Annotated in this window: 13 protein-coding genes; 5 read left to right on the top strand and 8 right to left on the bottom strand. The window is 56.7% G+C overall.

The window, feature by feature from the left end; all coding sequences use genetic code 11:
- Positions 1-247 precede the first annotated feature (247 nt).
- Positions 248-772 carry a colicin immunity protein Cui gene (gene cui, locus BBB56_RS23970; RefSeq protein ID WP_123800855.1) on the top strand — a complete coding sequence of 175 codons (525 nt, stop codon included), beginning with the start codon at positions 248-250 and terminating at the stop codon, positions 770-772.
- Positions 773-1,381: 609 nt separating this feature from the next.
- Here cui and BBB56_RS10240 read toward each other — a convergent pair.
- Together BBB56_RS10240 and oxlT are read right to left on the bottom strand one after the other, a co-directional pair.
- Entirely contained in the window at positions 1,382-2,413 is a 1,032-nt protein-coding gene (locus BBB56_RS10240) for a tyrosine-type recombinase/integrase (RefSeq protein WP_123800854.1), read from the bottom strand.
- Positions 2,414-2,944: 531 nt separating this feature from the next.
- On the bottom strand, positions 2,945-4,204 hold the full coding sequence (gene oxlT, locus BBB56_RS10235; RefSeq protein WP_123800853.1) for an oxalate/formate MFS antiporter: 1,260 nt from the start codon (positions 4,202-4,204) through the stop codon (positions 2,945-2,947).
- Positions 4,205-4,768: 564 nt separating this feature from the next.
- Here oxlT and BBB56_RS10230 point away from each other — a divergent pair.
- Positions 4,769-5,854: an aldo/keto reductase gene (locus tag BBB56_RS10230; RefSeq protein ID WP_123800852.1), complete on the top strand. Its 1,086-nt coding sequence runs from the start codon at positions 4,769-4,771 to the stop codon at positions 5,852-5,854.
- Between the two features lie 192 nt (positions 5,855-6,046).
- On the opposite strand, the gene malG is transcribed toward BBB56_RS10230, so the two are convergent.
- The 3 genes from malG to malE are packed head-to-tail and all read right to left on the bottom strand — an operon-like array spanning position 6,047 to position 9,727.
- On the bottom strand, positions 6,047-6,937 hold the full coding sequence (gene malG / locus BBB56_RS10225) for a maltose ABC transporter permease MalG (RefSeq protein WP_123800851.1): 891 nt from the start codon (positions 6,935-6,937) through the stop codon (positions 6,047-6,049).
- A gap of 9 nt (positions 6,938-6,946) precedes the next feature.
- Positions 6,947-8,479 (bottom strand): maltose ABC transporter permease MalF, encoded by a 1,533-nt coding sequence (malF, locus tag BBB56_RS10220; protein ID WP_123800850.1) that lies wholly within the window; start codon positions 8,477-8,479, stop codon positions 6,947-6,949.
- Between the two features lie 57 nt (positions 8,480-8,536).
- Positions 8,537-9,727, bottom strand: coding sequence for a maltose/maltodextrin ABC transporter substrate-binding protein MalE (malE, locus tag BBB56_RS10215; protein ID WP_148085441.1), 1,191 nt, complete (start codon positions 9,725-9,727; stop codon positions 8,537-8,539).
- Positions 9,728-10,089: 362 nt separating this feature from the next.
- Between malE and malK the strand changes: the two genes are divergently transcribed.
- From malK to malM, 3 genes are all read left to right on the top strand, one after another.
- Positions 10,090-11,199: a maltose/maltodextrin ABC transporter ATP-binding protein MalK gene (gene malK, locus BBB56_RS10210; RefSeq protein ID WP_123800849.1), complete on the top strand. Its 1,110-nt coding sequence runs from the start codon at positions 10,090-10,092 to the stop codon at positions 11,197-11,199.
- A 41-nt stretch (positions 11,200-11,240) separates the two neighbouring features.
- Positions 11,241-12,542 (top strand): maltoporin, encoded by a 1,302-nt coding sequence (locus BBB56_RS10205; RefSeq protein WP_123800848.1) that lies wholly within the window; start codon positions 11,241-11,243, stop codon positions 12,540-12,542.
- A gap of 116 nt (positions 12,543-12,658) precedes the next feature.
- Complete coding sequence (malM, locus tag BBB56_RS10200; protein ID WP_123800847.1) at positions 12,659-13,573, top strand: maltose operon protein MalM; 915 nt, start codon at positions 12,659-12,661, stop codon at positions 13,571-13,573.
- 273 nt (positions 13,574-13,846) lie between these two features.
- Here the strand turns inward: malM and BBB56_RS10195 are convergent, their stop codons facing one another.
- The 3 genes from BBB56_RS10195 to malP all read right to left on the bottom strand — a co-directional run bounded on the left by BBB56_RS10195 (position 13,847) and on the right by malP (position 19,490).
- Positions 13,847-14,797, bottom strand: coding sequence for an Rpn family recombination-promoting nuclease/putative transposase (locus tag BBB56_RS10195; RefSeq protein WP_123800846.1), 951 nt, complete (start codon positions 14,795-14,797; stop codon positions 13,847-13,849).
- A gap of 218 nt (positions 14,798-15,015) precedes the next feature.
- A complete protein-coding gene (gene malQ / locus BBB56_RS10190; RefSeq protein WP_123800845.1) occupies positions 15,016-17,079 on the bottom strand; it encodes a 4-alpha-glucanotransferase in 2,064 nt (687 codons plus the stop codon).
- An 8-nt stretch (positions 17,080-17,087) separates the two neighbouring features.
- Positions 17,088-19,490: a maltodextrin phosphorylase gene (gene malP, locus BBB56_RS10185; protein ID WP_123800844.1), complete on the bottom strand. Its 2,403-nt coding sequence runs from the start codon at positions 19,488-19,490 to the stop codon at positions 17,088-17,090.
- Between the last annotated feature and the right edge of the window lie 39 nt (positions 19,491-19,529).

Below are 19,529 nucleotides of genomic sequence, written 5' to 3'. Positions count from 1 at the left end.
TCTGGCTGGGCGCTAACAAAGTATGATATCTGAAAAAGCATCCGGGTAACTGCTTCCAGTAAGGCTTGTTACCTGAGACCAGCTAAAGGCGAAAGGACAAAAAGCAGCCTGAACGTACAATAGTTTTCTAAATTCAGACAACCACTGTAGATAGACTGGTATTTACCACCCGAAATTTATAATCTATAAAAGACTAAAAACTTCTTTTATAAGATGTGTATCTGTATAAAAAAGGAATGAGGTGCAGATGAACACTCTTAATGCAAACAGCGCAGCCAATAGACTTCTTTATGTATTTTTGCTGGCAGGTCTAACTCCGCTACTAATCATTCTGATATTATATTCCCTAAATCCGGAGTCTCCGCTTCTTTACTGTATTGCAACCAACACAGCTCATCTACCGGCTTTTACCTCCATATATAATCCAGTAATGACTAAAGCTATGGATGTCTACTGTAAGAGCGCACCACTGCTTGCATTAATTTTGTTTTTTTCCTCGCTGAAAAATAGAATATTAACCACGTCTGTGACCCAACACGTACTTATCAGATCATGCATCTTAGGGCCGTTATTTTATTTAACTTTTATTTATATTATATTTTTCAATAAGTTAGAATTATTAACTTCAGGCAGACCGGTAAGGATGCTGGCAGAAAACAATCTGATTTTATTGCTATTCTATATGGGGATATACTTTGCTGCGTTTCTTCTTACTTGTGCTATGTGTTACATTCCTGTTTTTGCTTATCTAAGCATAAAGAAAAGGCGATAAACCTCCCTTTTTCAATATCATTAGCGAGCAGACTAATTATTTTATTATTTATATTTCCTGTGAGTTTATCATCAGTGAGCGCTGCTATCGTAGGCGTGGCAATAATACCAGCGACAGCAGTAGCTGGAATATTTACTGGCTTATTACAACCATTAATGAAAGAACAGGTAATGTGATAGTATTTAAACAATATAGTGATCGCTGATGTTGCTTTCCAGATTAATACCTACAGCTGTTTTGAGGAAGGGAAGCAAAAATTATCTGCTCTAATCTGAACCTGTCTCCATTATGCAAAATTCGCCACCCGGCCGGAAAGAAGGATTTTATCCGTCTCAGAGCGCATCGGGCTAACATACCTCGCGCAAGATTACTTTTTAAGTGAATGCTACAAACTCAGCTACGGTGCCGATCAATGCGCTGATAAGTCCCGCAAAGGGTCACGCCAGGCGTCGTCTGCATCCGAGTGCGGGATGAAGAACATAATCATCTGTTTCAACGAAACATTTTTATAAAAACAGTCTTTCGCGCCCTCTTTGCTGCGTGTTTTACCGCATCTTTTCCCTGAGTTTCACACAGGCTGTCCACTTTTTCTGTGGATAACCCTGTTGCTCATTCGTCGTGGTTTTCCATCAAATCGACCATTGCGCCTTTATGCGCTTCAACGTATCGAATATAGCGCATCAGAGTTTCTGGTTTTTTCCAGGTTCCTTCCTGCATGATCTGCGGAACAGAATAGCCTTTGCGGGCCAGATCCTGCGCCGCGCCAACACGCGCGCTATGCCCGCTCCAGCGACGATAGCGATTTTTGTTAGGCTTCGCGGTATGGGTATGACCAGCAGCCTCCCATGCGCGGGTAAAAATACTTTTTAGTGCCGGGGTGCTCATGGGGGCGTCAATCATGGGCATAACTTTTCCCGAACGGTGGACCGGGGAAAACAGAAAGGCATCCGGTTCATTAATCAGACCTGACGCGACTATCCACCGGGTTAACACCGCTGACGATTTTGAACCCAGCGCCTTTACCAGGCTGCCGGTATCGAGAATCGTCTTGGTCCATGAACCTTCAAGAATAATGCGGCCATCTTCGGCACGCATAACGTCGCCAACGCGAAAACGAGCCACTTCACTGATACGCATCAGCGTGCTGTAGGCAACATGGAGGAAAGCAAGGTCGCGCAGGTTACGCAAGTTCTGATGATCAGCCCAGGCGGCCTCAACTTTTTGCAAATCACTGAGACGAAAGGGCACAGCCTGGCCGGTGCGCTCCCCCGACACCACCGCAACGCGGTTTATCTTCTTTACTGCGCGAGAGACCAGCGGCGACGTCGAAGGCGGGATAACACCTGCGTTACGGTGTAACATTGTAATTAGTGACTGATGCGTGCCAATGGTTGAAGAGGCGCGCCCGATAGATTGCAGGTAACTAAGGTAATCTCTCAGATCCTCAGGAGACATAGGCAGAAGAGAACGATTATTAGCAGACGCCCAGCGATAGCATACGCGCATCACGCTCATCAGCTGTCGCCAGGTATTCGGCGCAAAAGCCTCTTTATCCTGCACAAACTCGCGTAACCGCTGCGCAAGGTCATCATCCGCCGAAGAAAGCGGAAGCAGGGCGCCTTTGGGAATAATTTCATCCATATCTGTTCAACTTTTACGCAAATTTACTGGAGGCAACGCTACGTGAAATCTGACAGAAATGCAGGGGTTCTGGTGCGCAGATTTCACGTAGCGTTGTTATTTTTATCGGGCATAACATCAAAGATTGATACCCGGACATCTTTTTGCAGACAGACGGCAGCACGCGCGGCTGTCAAACCAGGAGCCATGCCGGATCCGCATGATACCGGTTTCCGCCATCCCTGTCTCTGGCTTTATATAAGTCTTATTATATGAAGTTAGAAAAAGAGGGGTACCAGAGCCGAAAGAAGAAGGGACCGGTGGAAGAATGTTAGTCCTGATTCCTGTTCGGTGTCTCTGAACAGAAGGATTACCTTAGCCATCAGCTCCTGCATGCAATCTTTAAAACTTAACCTTACTGCGCTGCTCAGTATGACGGTTAATAAAAAGGCTGCTGGCTTACAATTCCAGGATAACAATCGATAAATTAGTTAAAGGCAATTATCCAGAACAGGCCCGAAATAGCTACCGGGCCTGAACAGCTAAAAGGCGTTACAGGCTTTCCAAAAAGCGTTTTCTTCCGGGCTTCAGCACCAGAATAGCCAGTAAAGCACAAATTATATCCAGAGCGATCGCGCAGCCAAATACAATGCTCCAGTTATGCGTGTGCTGATAAATCAACGCTGCGACCGGGCCGCCAAACACCGATCCAATACCCTGAGAGATATAGAGCCATCCATAATTTGACGTCGCAAAGCGGGTGCCAAAAGTATCCGTGAGCGTTGCCGGGAATAATGAAAATATCTCTCCCCAGCCGAAAAACACCACGCCAGAAAGCAGGACAAATAATACAGGATCGTTCTTACATAATAACCACAGCATCATGGCAATGCCTTCGAGACCAAAGGCAAAAAACATCATATTCTCACGTCCAATACGATCGGAAATATAGCCACAAACAGGACGCGTCAGGCCATTCATAAACCGATCAATCGTCATGGCTAAGGGTAAAGCAGCCATACCTAAGATGCTTATTGAGGTAATGCCGAAATCTTCGGCAAATATTGCCATCTGCGAAGTTACCATCAATCCTGACGTAGACATCATGGTCATCATCATGAACATCAGCCAGAATATCGGCTGCCGTAACATTTCCCGTGAGCTGAAACTTTTAGGATCCTTAGCGGCCGGCAGGGCTTCTCTTTCGCTGATATCACGCCCAGGCATACGCAGCCCCTGGCTGGCAACAAATCCCACCACTGCCATTATTATGCCAAATTGCCAGAATGTCTTTTCTAAGCCTGATGTGGCAAGCGAGGCGGTGACGGGGAAGGTCGTTAAAATCGCTCCCATCCCGTAGCCAGCCGCAACCATACCCGTGGCAAATCCTCTCTTTTCAGGAAACCAGCGAACCATTAACCCGACCACGCCAATATAGACAATGCCCGTGCCAAGCCCGCCCACTACGCCATAATAAAGATACAACTCCCAAAGCGAATCAAGATGAGAAACCAGCATCCAGCTGCTTCCGGCCATTAATGTTCCAATAGTAATCAGAACGCGAGGACCGAAACGATCTATTAGCTTTCCCTGAAGCGGAGAAAAAAATGTCTGAAGAATAATTAAAATCGAAAACGTTATCTGAATTTCAGCCAGGGGGGCGTGAAGTTTTTCCATCAGGGGACGGGTAAAAAGCGCCCAGACATATTGCGGACTGGAAATCGACACCATACACACCAGTCCTAAAAGGAGTTGCATCCACTTTTTCTTGTGATGAATAACACTCACTTCTGATAATACTGAACTTGTCATTATCGCACTCCAGCTTAAACGCATGTCTTTCGTTTAAGCATTTAGCATGCCATGTTGACATCAACTGTTTATTACGGATTTACAGCCATAATGATTTAAACAAAACCGATCGCTGCCCTAAAATGTGGCGGATCGCATCGTGATTGTGCGAATCTCAGCAGTTTATTATGCTGGTCTCCTGAGCAAAAAGTAATAACGCAACAGGATTGTTCCACCTTTAAATTACGCCTTATTCCAGTGTTTTCGTTGCCGTTGACTCGCTATTTCTTCCATTAACGCACCTGACATCACAATAAAAATGAAACCGGTTCGTAACCACTTTCCGCTCATACCATCCTGATAACCCCTTAGCAGGCTTTCGTTGCGATAACGCGGACATGTGCAATTTAGCCGGGCAAAAAATTTTAGCTGAGGGGAAAAGTAGTCAGCGTTCCAGGGGAAAGGGTTTAACTGAATTTGCAGCCCAGTTCATCCTCTCCTACGCTTTTCCCCTGAACTGACAAAACAGCATTAACACCCGTTGCGACTACGATCGCCTTTTTAAGCGGTAAAGGAGGAAAGTAAATGCAATACCGGAAACTGGGCCACTCAGGCCTGCTGGTCTCACAGTTCGTGTTAGGCACCGTGCCGTTTGGCGGCAGAGCGGGATTTGAAAAAACCGGCAATGTTAACGCCAGTGAAGCGCGACGCTTTATCGACATCGCGCTGGATCATGGCGTCAATATGATTGATACCGCCGATCTCTATTCACTGGGCGGTGCGGAAGAGGTTGTCGGCGAGGCGCTTGGCGATAAGCGTGACAACGTCATTCTGGCGAGCAAGGCGCGCAGCCCGCTCGGCGACGGCCCAAACCAGAGCGGTGCCAGTCGTTACCACCTTATTAAAGCCTGCGAAGCGAGCCTGCGCCGCCTGAAAACCGATCATATCGACCTTTACCAGATCCATAACTGGGATGGCGTCACCTCGGTCGAAGAGACGCTGCGCGCGCTGGAAGATCTGGTGAAAAGCGGCAAAATCCGCTATTTCGGCACCTCTAACTACACAGCATGGCAGATGATGAAGACGCTGGGCTGCGCCAGCGAACACCATATGCTGAAGCCGGTCAGTCAGCAAATTTACTACACCCCTGAGTCGCGTGAGGCAGAGTTCGAGCTGCTGCCGATGGCGCTCGATCAGGACATCGGCACATTAATCTGGGGTCCGCTGGGCGAAGGTCTGCTGACCGGCGCGGTCAGTCGTCACGGCAAAGCCCCGGCATCGACCCGTCAGGGCAGCGGCTGGCCAGAACCCTACGTGCATGATATGGAACACGCCTATAACGTTATCGAGGTGCTGGAGCAGGTTGGCAAAGAGATCAACGCCTCTGTCGCGCAGGTCTGTCTGGCGTGGCTGGCGCAGCGCCCAGCCGTCAGCGCGCTGATTGTCGGCAACCGCAGCGAAGCGCATTTGCGTGAAAACCTTAGCGCCTTCGAGCTTACTCTCAGCGATGAGCAGCGGCAGCGTATTGAGAAGGTCACGCGTCCGGCGCCGCGTTACCCATACTGGCACCGCTTCACCAGCGGTATGGACCGCATCGATCCGGCGGAACAACCTTTTCTGGATGAATATCGTCAGACTCTCGACGAACGCCAGGATCAGGCGCAGAAATAAGTCTCAGGCTGGCCGTACAAGGGGTCAGCCTTGTCTTTCCCTCAGCCGCATCAACGCGCGCTTCCGATCAATTTGAATTACGACAGTCGTCTCCTGACCGGTGGCATAAAGAAAAGCGGCGGCCCGAAGGCCGCCTAAAACCTCAAATAGGGTTAGTATTGAGGAAGCAGTGGCACTGCAATGATGAAGAGATTAGCCCTTAACGCCCCCCGCCGTCAGGCCGCTTACCAGCCAGCGCTGCGCCAGCAGGAACACCAGCGTTATCGGGATAGCGGAGAGCACAGCGGCGGCCGCGAAGTCGCCCCACAGATAGTTCTGCGGATTGAGATACTGCTGCATACCCACCGCCAGGGTATAACTGTTGACGTCCCGCAGCAGCAGCGAAGCGACAGGCACTTCCGTTACCGCGGCGATAAACGCCAGAATAAACACCACCGCCAGGATTGGCACCGAGAGCGGCAGCAGCACCAGGCGGAACGCCTGCCACGGCGTCGCGCCGTCCAGCGCAGCCGCTTCTTCCAGTGACCCGTCGATGGTTTCGAAATAGCCTTTGATCGTCCAGACGTGCAGCGCGATGCCGCCCAGGTAGGCGAAAATCACGCCGCCATGCGTATTCAGCCCCAGGAAAGGCACATACTGCCCCAGCCTGTCGAACAAAGCATAGAGCGCCACCAGCGAAAGCACAGCAGGGAACATCTGAAAAATCAGCATACCTTTCAACAGGCTGGCGCGCCCGGCGAAGCGCATACGAGCAAAAGCATAGGCGCAGGTGGTGGAAAGCGCCACTATGCCGAGCGCGCTGATGCCGGCAATCTTCACAGAATTCCACAGCCACAGCAGCACCGGGAAAGGCGGAGGCGTGACGCGGCCGTCGGCGTGCGTAACGCTAAAGCCCAGCGCCAGCCGCCAGTGCTCCCATGAGATGTGCTCCGGGATCAGGCTGCCGGTGGCAAAGTTGCCGGCACGCAGCGAAATCGCCACCACCATCAACAGCGGAAACAGAATCGCCGCGATAAAGGCTAACAGCAGCAGATGGGTCAGCAGCAGACGCAGCTTCTGCGATTTAGGTTGTACCATAGCCATAACGCCTCCTTAGTCGAACTTCATCCGCACGGCTTTCAGGTTAATCACCGCCAGCGCGCCCACCAGCAGGAAGATCAGCGTGGCAATAGCCGCCGCCAGGCCAAAGTCCTGTCCACCTCCGCCCTCGAAGGCGATGCGCCAGGTATAGTTCACCAGCAGGTCGGTATAGCCTGCGGGCGTAGTGGTGCCTAGCCGGTCGGGACCGCCGTTGGTCAGCAGCTGCACCAGCACGAAGTTATTAAAGTTAAACGCGAAGCTGGCGATCATCAGCGGCATCAATGGCTTCAGCAGCAGCGGCAGAGTGATCAAAAAGAAATTCTGCAAGGGACCCGCGCCGTCCATCGCTGACGCTTCATAAAGATCCTCCGGTATCGCCTTCAGCAGCCCCATGCAGAGGATCATCATATAGGGGTAGCCCAGCCAGGTATTAACGATCACCAGCATAGTGCGCGCCAGCAAAGGGTCGCTGAACCAGGCGGGCTGGAAGCCGAACAGCGCGTTGAGCAGCACGTTGATTTCGCCGAAGCTCTGGTTAAACAGCCCTTTGAAAATCAGTATGGAAATAAAGGCGGGCACGGCATAGGGCAGGATCAGCATCACGCGATAGGCGGCCTTGCCCTTGAGCGCCTCCCACTGCACCAGGCAGGCCAGCACCATACCTACGGCGACGGTCAGCAATACGGTCAACAGCGAAAACAGCATCGTCCAGCCGAAAATGGCGAGGAACGGCTTCTGGATACCCTCATCGGTAAAAACGCGCAAAAAGTTTTTCCAGCCCGCGCTAACCGTAAAGCCCGGGCTAAGCTGCTCGCTGTCCCAGCTGCCATCCGCGTTAACACGCTGAAAGAAACCAGTTTGCTCGTTTGCCTGATATAGCGCGCCGCTCTGCTGATTTTTCAGCCGCCGGTCGGCGGTCAGCTGGTAAAGCGGCCGCGTGCCGGAGAACTGCCGCAGCGAACTCATCACCAGCTCGCGTCCGTCCGGCAGGCGGGCGCGGATCTGACTTAGCGCCTGACGGTTGCCGGTTACCACCTTCAGCGTCGCGCGCTGGCCTGTCGGCGGCGCGGCGCGGGTCATGCTGAGCTGCTGCTCGCCGCCAAAGTCGAACGGCGGCGAGACGTAACTCTCGCTGTCGCTGCCCAACACCAGCTGCCAGCGTTCTCCCGCTGGATAAAGCGCGAAATTCATTCCCGCGCCGTCCTGATACTGACGGCTCAGCAGCACCTGCTGCGCGCGCTCCTGGGTAAGCTGGTTGGTGCTGCTGTAGTTGGTAAACGCGATCGCGACGGTACAGGCCAGCGGAAAGAGTACAAATAACGCCATCCCGGCGAGACCGGGATAGACGTAACGCCAGGCGTAGGCACGGCGGTTAGCGTAGATCCAGAGACCAGACGCACTGACGATCAGCGTCAGCAGCGCAAACAAATATTCACCCTGTGCATACATCAGCACCAGAAGGTAGCCGACCAGCAGACAGCAGATCCCGATGAGAACGCGCTTCAGCAGCAGGCCCGCGCCTCCTGTTTTCGGTTTTCCTGACATGATTCGGTGTTCCTTAACAACCAGTGGCAAGCCGGCGCAAACCGGCTTCGGGAGGCATTACTTATTCAGGCGCGCCTGTGCGTCTTTCAGGGCGGCATCCACGCTCTGACGGCCGCTCAGCGCGTTAAGCGTGGCGGTGCGCATCGCATACCAGAAGGCGGCCATCTGGGGGATATTCGGCATAATGTCGCCGCTCTGCGCGTTGTTCATGGTGGCAGCAATGCGCTCATCTTTTTCCAGCGTCTGCTGGAACGACTTCAGCGTCACCGCGCCCAGCGGCTTGTCTTTATTCACCGCATCCAGCCCGGCGTCGGTCAGCAGGTAGTTTTCAAGAAACTCTTTCGCCAGCTCTTTGTTCGGACTGGCCGCATTGATGCCTGCGCTCAGCACGCCGACAAAGGTTTTTGACGGCTTACCCTTCAGGGTCGGGAGTAACGTGACGCCGTAACGAATGCCGCTTTTGTCGATATTGCTCCAGGCCCAGGGACCATTGATGGTCATGGCGGTCTGCCCCTTATTGAACGCGGCTTCCGCAATGGAGTAATCCGTGTCGGCGTTAAGGGTTTTAGCTTTAACCTGATCTACCAGGAATTGCATGCCCGCTTTGGCGCCGGCGTTATCGACGCCCGTATCTTTCACGTCGTAGCCAGCATCACCTTTTTTGAAAGCGTAAGCGCCGCCCGCCGCCAGCAGCGGCCAGGTGAAATAGGGTTCCTGAAGATTGAACATGATGGCGCTTTTACCTTTAGCACGCATCTGCTTGTCGATAGCGGCTATCTCTTCCCAGCTTTTCGGCGGGGTGGGCAGCAGATCCTTGTTGTAGATCAGCGACAGCGATTCGACCGATACGGGGTAGCCGATCAGCTTGCCGTTGAAGCGCACCGCATCCCAGGTGAAGGGAAAGAGCTTCTCCTGAAAGCTTTTATCCGGCGAGATCTCTGCCAGCAGGCCTGACTGGGCATAGCCGCCAAAACGGTCATGCGCCCAGAAAATAATGTCCGGACCATCGCCAGTCGCGGCGACCTGCGGATATTTCTCTTCCATCTTATCCGGATGCTCTACCGTTACTTTAATCCCGGTATCCTGCTCGAATTTTTTACCGACTTCGGCCAGCCCGTTATAGCCTTTATCGCCGTTAATCCAGATAACCAGTTTTCCCTCTTCGATTTTGGCCATTGCCGAGGCCGAAAACAGCATGGCCGTAAGGGCGGAAAGGGCAAAAATGCGTGCGCCGGTTTTCATTGTCATCACTCCATCCTGTTAGCGGAAACGGAAATCGTTTTCCCGCACAGTGTGGCGATCTGCTGTGGCTTCTCATCCTCCCGCGCTCTACGCCTGCCCGTTCCATCCCGTGATCGCCGTTGCAAAAACGGGCTGTTTTCACGGTCTGGCGCACACTCCCGCTGCCTTAACTCTGCGCGTCTGATCACAAAAAATGTCTCACGCCTCTCGCGTCGCCGCCCGGCGCCTTGCTCTCCTCCTCCTCTCTCATCCCCCAGCTAAAGCGGCTGTGGTGGAGGATGCGCGCGCGCTGAACCTTTCCCATAGTGGTCGCCGGAGTCTGCCTGCGGCGATGCGGGCAAGCGTGAGCAAACGGAGAGGAAAGCATCATGGCAAGCGTCGCGTTACGCAATGTCACTAAAGCCTGGGGCGATACCCTGGTTTCGAAGGACATTAATCTGGAGATCGGCGAAGGAGAGTTTGTGGTGTTCGTCGGGCCATCAGGCTGCGGCAAATCTACGCTGCTGCGCATGATCGCCGGTCTGGAGACCATTACCCGCGGCGATCTGCTGATCGGCGGCCAGAGAATGAACGAGGTGCCGCCTGCCGAGCGCGGTATTGGCATGGTGTTTCAGTCCTATGCGCTCTATCCCCACCTTTCCGTCGCGGAAAACATGTCCTTTGGCCTGAAGCTGGCGGGTGTCAGGCGCAGCGAGATCGAGCAGCGCGTCAACCAGGTCGCGGAAGTGCTACAGCTGGCCCATCTGCTCGATCGTCGACCTAAAGCGCTCTCCGGCGGTCAGCGTCAGCGCGTGGCGATTGGTCGCACGCTGGTTGCCGAACCGCGCGTCTTTTTACTCGACGAACCGCTCTCCAACCTGGACGCCGCGCTGCGCGTGCAGATGCGCATTGAAATATCCCGTCTGCATAAGCGCCTGAAGCGCACCATGATTTATGTCACGCACGACCAAATCGAGGCGATGACGCTGGCGGATAAGATTGTGGTGCTGGAGGCCGGGCGCATTGCGCAGGTCGGTCGTCCGCTGGAGCTTTATCACTATCCCGCTAACCGCTTCGTCGCCGGGTTTATCGGCTCGCCGCGAATGAACTTCCTGCCCGTCAAAGTCACCGCCACCGCTCTCGATCAGGTGCAGGTTCAGCTGCCCAACGCGCAGCGTATCTGGCTGCCGGTCGAGAGCGCGGGAGTCGTGGCAGGCAGCAACATGTCGTTAGGTATTCGGCCTGAACACCTGCTCTCCAGCGATATTGCCGACGTCACGCTTGAGGGCGAGGTGCAGGTGGTCGAGCAGCTCGGACACGAAACGCAAATTCATATCCAGATCCCCGCAATCCGTCAAAACCTGGTTTACCGCCAGGAGGACGTCGTGCTGGTAGAAGAGGGTGCCCTGATGGGCATTGGTCTGCCGCCGGAGCGCTGTCATCTGTTCCGCGAGGACGGAAGCGCCTGTCGCAGGCTGCATCAGGAGCCTGGTGTTTAACCCTGCAAAACAATAAAAGCCATAACCTCAGGAGATAGAATATGTTAACAGTGCGCAGACTTCCCATTGCTGTCGCGATTGCCGTGGGCACGCTCTCAGCCCCGTCGATGGCGGTGGATTTTACCGGCTACGCCCGTTCCGGCATCGGCTGGACAGGCAGCGGCGGCGAACAACAGTGCTTTCAGGCCACCGGCGCGCAAAGCAAATACCGTCTGGGTAACGAATGTGAAACCTACGCCGAACTGAAGCTGGGTCAGGAAGTGTGGAAAGAGGGCGACAAGAGCTTCTATTTCGACACCAACGTCGCCTATTCAGTATCGCAACAGAATGACTGGGAAGCCACGTCGCCCGCGTTCCGCGAAGCGAACGTCAAAGGTAAAAACCTGATTGACGCGCTGCCTGGCTCGACCATCTGGGCAGGTAAACGCTTTTACCAGCGCCACGACGTACATATGATCGACTTTTACTACTGGGATATTTCGGGTCCCGGCGCCGGTCTGGAAGATGTGGATCTCGGCTTCGGTAAACTCTCTTTTGCCGCGACCCGCTCTTCAGAGTCGGGCGGCTCCTACACCTTCTCCAGCGATCAGATCCGCGATTATGCGACCAGCACCGCCAACGACGTTTTCGACGTGCGTCTGGCCGGACTGGAAACCAACCCTGACGGCGTGCTGGAGCTGGGTGTCGATTATGGCCGCGCTAACGCGCGCGACGGCTATCGTCTCGAAGACGGCGCATCGAAAGATGGCTGGATGTTTACGGCAGAGCATACCCAGAGCATGCTTAAAGGCTATAACAAGTTTGTCGTGCAGTACGCCACCGATGCGCTGACGTCGCAGGGCAAAGGGCTGCCGCAGGGTTCCAGCATTAACAACAACGGCAAAATGTATCGCATTCTTGACCACGGCGCGATCACTCTCGCCGACCGCTGGGACCTGATGTATGTCGCCATGTACCAGAACACCGATCTGGACAACGATCGCGGCACCGAGTGGTACACCGTCGGCGTGCGTCCGATGTACAAATGGACGCCGATCATGAGCACCCTGCTGGAAGTGGGCTACGACAACGTTAAATCACAGCAGGTCAGCGAGCGCAACGGGCAGTACAAAATTACCCTGGCGCAGCAGTGGCAGGCGGGTGACAGCATCTGGTCGCGTCCGGCGCTGCGCCTGTTCGCTACCTACGCCAAGTGGGATGAGAAGTGGGGCTACAGCAAAGACGCCTCTGGCGATTTGACCTCGCTGGCCGCTGCTGACAGCACCGGCAATGGCCTCTTCACCAACAGTCGCGGCGACAACGACGAGTGGAGCTTTGGTGCGCAGATGGAGATCTGGTGGTAAGCCACGACGCCCGGTAACGCAAACAGAGGCTCTGCGCGTCGCGCCGGGCACTTTCTGGGCAGCCGCAGCCATTGCCTGGCCTGACGGCTGCCCGACAGCCTGTTGAGAACATAAAAATGAAAAAGAAAACCCTGACCGCGCTCTGCCTGAGCGCCGCGCTGCTGACGAGCTTCGCTCTGCCAGCGCATGCTGACATCAATCTGGTGCCGCAGGATCTCTCTGCCGCGCCCGTTATTCCGACCGCCAGCCTGCAACGCCTGAGCTGGCAGCCTGTAGACACCTCGCGCCCGCAGATCACCTCGCTGGGGCAGAGCGGCACGCAGCTTGACGTCAGCGGCGTGACCGGGCCGGTCGCCGCCTATAGCCTGCCCGCCAGTCAGGGCGAGCTGACGGTGACGCTGAGCAGTGAAGTGGCGCATAACCAGGTGTTCGCCCCTAATGTGCTGGTGCTCGACGAGAACCTGCGGCCCGCCGCCTGGTTTCCGAGCCGCTTTTTCACCTATCAACAACCGGGCGTAATGAGCGCCGATCGCCTTGAGGGCGTCATGAAGCTGACGCCTGCGCTCGGCCAGCAAAAAATTTACCTGCTGGTCTTCACCACCGGCCAGGACCTCAGCCAGACCACCACGCTGGTCGATCCGGCGAAAGCTTACGCCAGAGGCACCGGCCATGCGGTGCCCGACATTCCCGATCCGGTTGCGCGTCACGGGGTGGACGGCAAACTCAAGCTCAAAGTCTCGACCAGCTCAGCCTCATCGATTCTGGTCGGCCCGCTGTTCGGCTCTACCGGTCCGGCGCCGGTCACGGTCGGCAATACGCAGCCGGTCACGCAGGCCGCGATGCGCACCACCCCGGCCGCGCCGTCGGCCCCGCTGGTGGATGACACCGAGAGCTACTTTAATCAGAGCATCCGTCAGGCGGTCGATCAGGGCAATATCGATAAAGCTCTTAAGCTGCTGGACGAGGCGGAACGACTGGGTTCGACATCGGCGCGAAAAACCTTTATCAGCAGTGTTAAAGGCAAGGGGTGAAGTCGCCCCGACAGTGCTGAGTTGCCCCACCTGGTGCGCTACGGCGCACCTTTTTTACAGGCGTATTGCGCACATAAACCCGGGTTTTCAGGCGCTGGCCAGAAAACGGATGAAAGAAGAAAGGGCATTGTCTGGACGGGTGATGCGCTTGTTTAACGGTCGGAAAAAGGACGCCAGCCCTGAGGCCACAGGATCATCAGCCTTCCCGTCAGACGCGATGGGGTTTAGCTGACGCGGGTCCGGTTAGTCGCGGACTTTTCCAGCCGCTCAGTGTCAGTGCTGGATCCCGGCCAAATCGTCCGCAGAGAGACCGGTCATTTTCATAATGGTGTTGCGGTCCAGGCCGTTCTGCAACATGGCGCGCGCGATTTTCAGGGTCGCGTCACGCTCACCTTCGCTGCGACCTTTCTCGATGCCTCGCTGTTCGCCAAGCTCGATGCCTTTCTCGATCCCTTTTTCGATGCCTTTCTGCTCAAGCTGCTGTGCGATCGTCATCAGTTCGTCTCCGTGTTGCGGCACCCGCTGTGCCAGTTCGCGAACAAAGGCTTCGTAGTCAGCCGACTCACCTGCCTGTAGTAAATAGTGTATCAGCGCCATTACCTGGGGTGAAGAGAGATAATCCGCCATTAGTAAGGTGGCAAGGCGATCGGTGAGCGTCGCCACATCGCGCTGGTGGATATGCTTCTGCAACAGCGTCAGCGCGGCCATGCTGCGATGGGTCATGATCTCGTCATCGGGGATCACCGTCACGTCAACCAGCGGAAAGGCGCTGCCGTAAAGCTTTTCCGCCAGCGCCGGATCGTCAAACTCGTCAAACCAGCGCGTTGACCAGGGATAGGGGCTGCGTTTGCCGGTATAGAACAGCACGGGTATTACCAGCGGCAGCTTTTTATGCCCGGCCTCAAGGTGCCGCTGCATTGCGGCGACCGCATAACGGATCAGGCGAAAGGCCATATGTTTGTCCGGCGTGGACTGATGTTCAATCAGAACGTGAATATAGCCGTCTCCGGCAGAGGTCTTGAGGCTGTACAGCACATCGCTGAAGTACTGGCGCAGGTCGTCTTCCACAAAGGAACCGGACTCCAGCTTCAGGGTGCTGAGATCGCAGATGGCGCGCAGTTCTGCCGGCAGATGAAGCTGCATAAAATCGCGCGCGATGTCCGGCTGCGTCAGGAACTGACGAAAAGTGGCGTCATGGGGCGTAGGATTGTTTTTCTTTTTCATCGGCTCACTCTCCTTAATCTGAGGCGAGGATACCACAGGCAGCAGGGTTATTCCCGGCGGAATGTCGTCAGACTTCAGAGGCTTAACTGCGCGGTCCGGGCTGCGGCAAATCGAAACATGTCGCCCGTAAGGCAATGTGTTCAGGGTTCGCGCCTGCGGCGCGGCCTGTACCCGCAGCAGCAAGCGTCAGCCCGCAGAGGCGGGCTGATGCTCAACAATCATTTCACTGCTTTCCTGCTGCGATTCACCTCGGCCAGCAGCGCCTCAACCTTCGGATCGCTGAACATCTCATCCAGCGTCGCGCTCAGCTTGCGCCGCCAGTTAGGCCAGGCGTCGATGGTGCCGGGCACATTTACCGGCGTCGCCATATCCAGCCACTCTTCAGGCTGTAGGCCGAGCAGCGCGCTCTGCGTCCCGGCCAGATAGCGCATGATCGCCATGCTGAGGGCGCGGGTCATGCGCGCGCCGCCGCGCTGATACCGCTGGCGCGGCGGCAGCGCGCCGCTGCGCAGCAGCGTCTGCGACAGGGCCTTTTTCGCCATCAGCCGGTCGCGGTAAAGCCCGGTCAGAATCGCCTTATCGGGATAGAGGCCCAGCTTGCTGCCGAGTCGCAGATCGTCGCTTCGCCACCAGCCGCGCAGCGTCGGCATATCGTGAGTAGTGGCCACCGCCATCGCCTGACGCGGCCACTGTGTGGGCTGACAAAAAGCCCGCTTCGAGGTCTGCTCGAAGTAGAGCACCTTATAAGAGTAAACCCCCGCGTCGCGCAGCTTGTCGACGATGGCTTCCGGCACGGTGCCTAAATCTTCGCCTATCACCATGCAGCGGTGGCGCTGGCTCTCCAGCGCCAGAATCGCCAGCAGCGCATCCACCGGATAGTGCACGTAGGCGCCTCCCGCCGCACTTTCACCCTGCGGGATCCACCAGAGACGCAGCAGCGCCATTACATGATCGATGCGCAATGCGCCGCAGTCATGCATGCTGGCGCGCAATAGCGCAATCCACGGCTCAAAGGCGCGCGCTTCCATCGCCTGCGGATCCACTGGCGGCAGCCCCCAGTCTTGCCCCAGCGGACCAAGGATGTCTGGGGGCGCGCCGACGCTCGCCTCCAGGCAGTAAAGCTCCCGCTCGCGCCAGGTTTCAGCACCGTCGCGCGCCACGCCCACCGCCAGATCCCGGTAAAGCCCAATCGCCATATCCTGCTGCTGACAGAGCCGCCAGCACGCCGCGAACTGCTGTGCCGCCAGCCACTGTAGCCACAGGTAAAAGCGCACCTCATCGCTGCGCTCGATACGAAACGCCAGCACGGCGGCGCTGTCAGGATGCTGCAAGGCTTCCGGCCAGCTTTGCCAGCCGTGGCATGCCGCATTTTGCGCACGCTGCTCCGCATGCAGCGCGTCGAACAGGCCCTGGCTGAGCAGGCTGTCGCCGCCCGCGTCGATAAACGCCTCAAACGCCGCCACTTCCGGCGTCTCCGCGTCGCGCTGCTGGAACTGCCGCCAGGCCAGTCGTAGCCCCGCCAGCTTCAGGCTTGTCACGGCGCGATAATCAACCCACTCAGCGCCGCGCGCCGCCTGTAGCGCCTGCTGCGTCGCTTCAAGCCGCCACCATGTCTGCGCCGCCTCGCTCTGCTGGAAATCCGGCACCGCGCTGACGTCGATATAGAGAATATTAAGCCAGCGGCGTGAAGAGGGGCTGTAGGGACTGGCGCTCTCTGGCTCGGCGGGGAACAGGGCGTGCAGCGGGTTCAGCCCGACAAATGCGCCGCCGCGCTGCGCCGTCTCGACGATCATTCGACGCAGATCGCCAAAATCGCCGATGCCCCAGTTGGTGGCCGATCGCAGCGTATAGAGCTGAATGCAGCTGCCCCACAGCGATTCCCCCGCCAGCAGCGCGGCAGGCTCATAGCAGCGCGGCGGCGCGACGATAATGCAGCAGCTGTAGCCTTGCGCCTCATACTCCAGCGTGAGCTGGTGGTAGCCGTCCGGCAATTCAGGCAGGATCAGGGTTTCACCCGCCGCGCAGCGCCCTGACCAGCGCTCGCCCGCCTCGCTTGTCAGTCGCCAGTCAGCCGCCGTCAGCAGCACCGGAGAGAGTATCTGTGGCTCTCCCTGGCGAAAGATGGCTACGGGCGGCAACGGTGACGCGCTGTCCGTCCAGGGCGACATCAGCCCCAGCAGTCGCTCACGGGTCTGCATAGAGATCCGCTGTGGCCGCCCGTGAGCGTCGATATAATCAGGCGCAATCAGCTCCGCGCGCTCAAGATGGTTGTTCGGTTTCATGTTGTTCCTCAGCGCACGGCCTGCCAGATGCGTTGCTGATAATCGCGGATGGCGCGGTCGGCGCTGAACATGCCGCAGCGCGCGGTGTTGAGGATCGCGGCGCGCGTCCAGGCCTCCGGGTCGGCCCACAGCGCATCCACCTGCTGCTGGGCGTTGAGATAATGGCGAAAATCAGCCAGCACCAGATAAGGATCGCCGCCTTCCGGCCCCAGGCTGCTCGTCAGCGCCGCGAAGGCCGTGCGGTCGCCGTTGCTAAAGGTGCCGTCCTCAAGCGCTGTCAGCGCCCGGTCAAGCTGCTGATCTTTTTTGCGCCAGATTGCCGGCGCGTAGCCCGCCTGTTTTAGCGCGCAGACCTGCTCGACGGTATGACCGAAAATAAAGATATTCTCCTCACCCACCTGCTGGGCGATCTCGACATTCGCCCCGTCCAGCGTGCCAATCGTCAGGGCGCCGTTGAGCGCCAGCTTCATGTTGCCGGTGCCGGAAGCCTCTTTGCCTGCCGTGGAGATCTGTTCGGACAGGTCGGCTGCGGGGATCAGGCGCTCCGCGACTGAAACGTTGTAATCAGGAATAAAGACAATTTTAAGGCGGTCGCCGACGCGTGGATCGGCGTTGATAACAGCGGCGACCTTATTGATGGCGTAAATAATGTTTTTCGCCAGCGCATAGCCTGGCGCGGCTTTTGCGCCAAACAGCATCACGCGCGGCGTCAGGTTCGCCTGCGGATCGCTGACCAGTGTTTGCCACAGGGCAATGATATGCAGCAGCATCAGGTGCTGGCGCTTGTACTCATGCAGACGCTTGATTTGCACGTCGAACAGGGCATCGGACTGGACATGTATACCGGTCTTTCCGGCGATCCAGCGCGTCAGCGCAATCTTGTTCTGCTGCTTGATGGCGCGATACTCCGCGCGAAAAGCCGCGTTATCCGCCAGCGGCGCCAGATCGCTGAGCGCATCCAGATCGTTTAGCCATGGGCGACGCAGCGTTCTGGTGATGAGAGCCGCCAGCGACGGGTTGCACTGCTGGATCCAGCGCCGCGGCGTAATACCGTTGGTGACGTTATGAAATTTCTCTGGCCACAGGCTGTGGTATTCAGGAAAGAGATCCTGCACCACCAGCTTCGAATGCAGCGCCGCCACGCCGTTGACCGCAAAACCGCTGACCACGCACAGGTTCGCCATGCGCAGTTGCTGATTGTGCACCACCGCCAGCTTCGCCCAGATCGCCTCATTACCCGGCCAGCGCGCCTCGACCTCTTTTTTCAGCTGCGCGTTCAGGGTATTGATAATCATCATATGGCGCGGCAGCAGCGCGCGCACCAGCCGCAAATTCCAGCACTCCAGCGCTTCTGGCATCAGGGTATGGTTGGTATAGGCGAAGGTACGCTGCGTAATGCGCCACGCCCGATCCCACGACAGCTGATGCTCATCGAGCAGCAGGCGCAGCAGCTCCGGGATCGCCAGGGTCGGATGCGTATCGTTGAGCTGAATGACCTCATAGTCGGGCAGCGTCTCGATAGCGCGGCCCGCCTGATGATGGCGGCGCAGGATGTCGGCCAGCGTGCAGGCGCACTGAAAGTATTGCTGCATCAGACGCAGTTTTTTCCCTGCCTGATGATTGTCGTTGGGGTAGAGCACTTTGGTCAGCTTCTCCGCTTCAATGCCCTGCTGTTCGGCGCGCAGAAAATCGCCATCGTTAAAGCGCTGCAGGTTAAACGGGCGCGCATGTTTCGCCTGCCAGAGGCGCAGCGGCTGCGACACACCATTCTGGAAGCCGACAACCGGCAGATCCCAGGCTTCGCCTTCCAGCTGGAAAGCGGGTTCCCAGCGCGTGATGCCGTTCTCTGTCGTCACCTTGCCCCCCAGCCCCACCTGCACGGTAAGCGCCGCGTTATGACGAAACCAGGGATAGCGGTCGCGTCCCCAGTCATCCTGCTGTTCATACTGCGCGCCTTCGACAAACCGCTGGCGAAACAGGCCGTACTGATAGTTCAGGCCATAGCCCGTGGCCGACTGTCCCGTGGTGGCCATAGCGTCAAGGAAACAGGCCGCCAGCCGTCCCAGACCACCGTTGCCGAGCGCCGGATCGGTCTCCTGTTCCAGCAGATCGCTTAGCGTGACGCCAGACGCGGCAAGCTCGTCGCTGACCGCCTGATACCAGCCCAGATTAAGCAGGTTATTCCCCGTCAGCCGCCCGGTCAGAAACTCCATAGAGAGATAGTTGACGTGACGTTGCGAGGCGGCGGCGGGCTGGGCGGGCAGATCTGCCAGCATCTCGGCCAGCGCGCCGCTCAGGGCGTGCCACCACTGCTGACGCGTCATCTCCTGCGCATTGCGCAGCCCGAAGCCTTGCCACTGACGCGTAAGCGCCGCGGAGAAGCGGAGAGTGTCGAAGGATTGCGTGTGCATGTTATCTGTTTCCTGTCAGAACGAAATAAGTCTGAGCGC

Origin of the sequence: Candidatus Pantoea deserta (assembly GCF_003813865.1) — a bacterium.
Classification (GTDB): domain Bacteria; phylum Pseudomonadota; class Gammaproteobacteria; order Enterobacterales; family Enterobacteriaceae; genus Pantoea; species Pantoea deserta.
The sequence above is the reverse complement of the archived record's forward strand: the minus strand, read 5'-3'. Positions and strand labels throughout refer to the sequence as shown.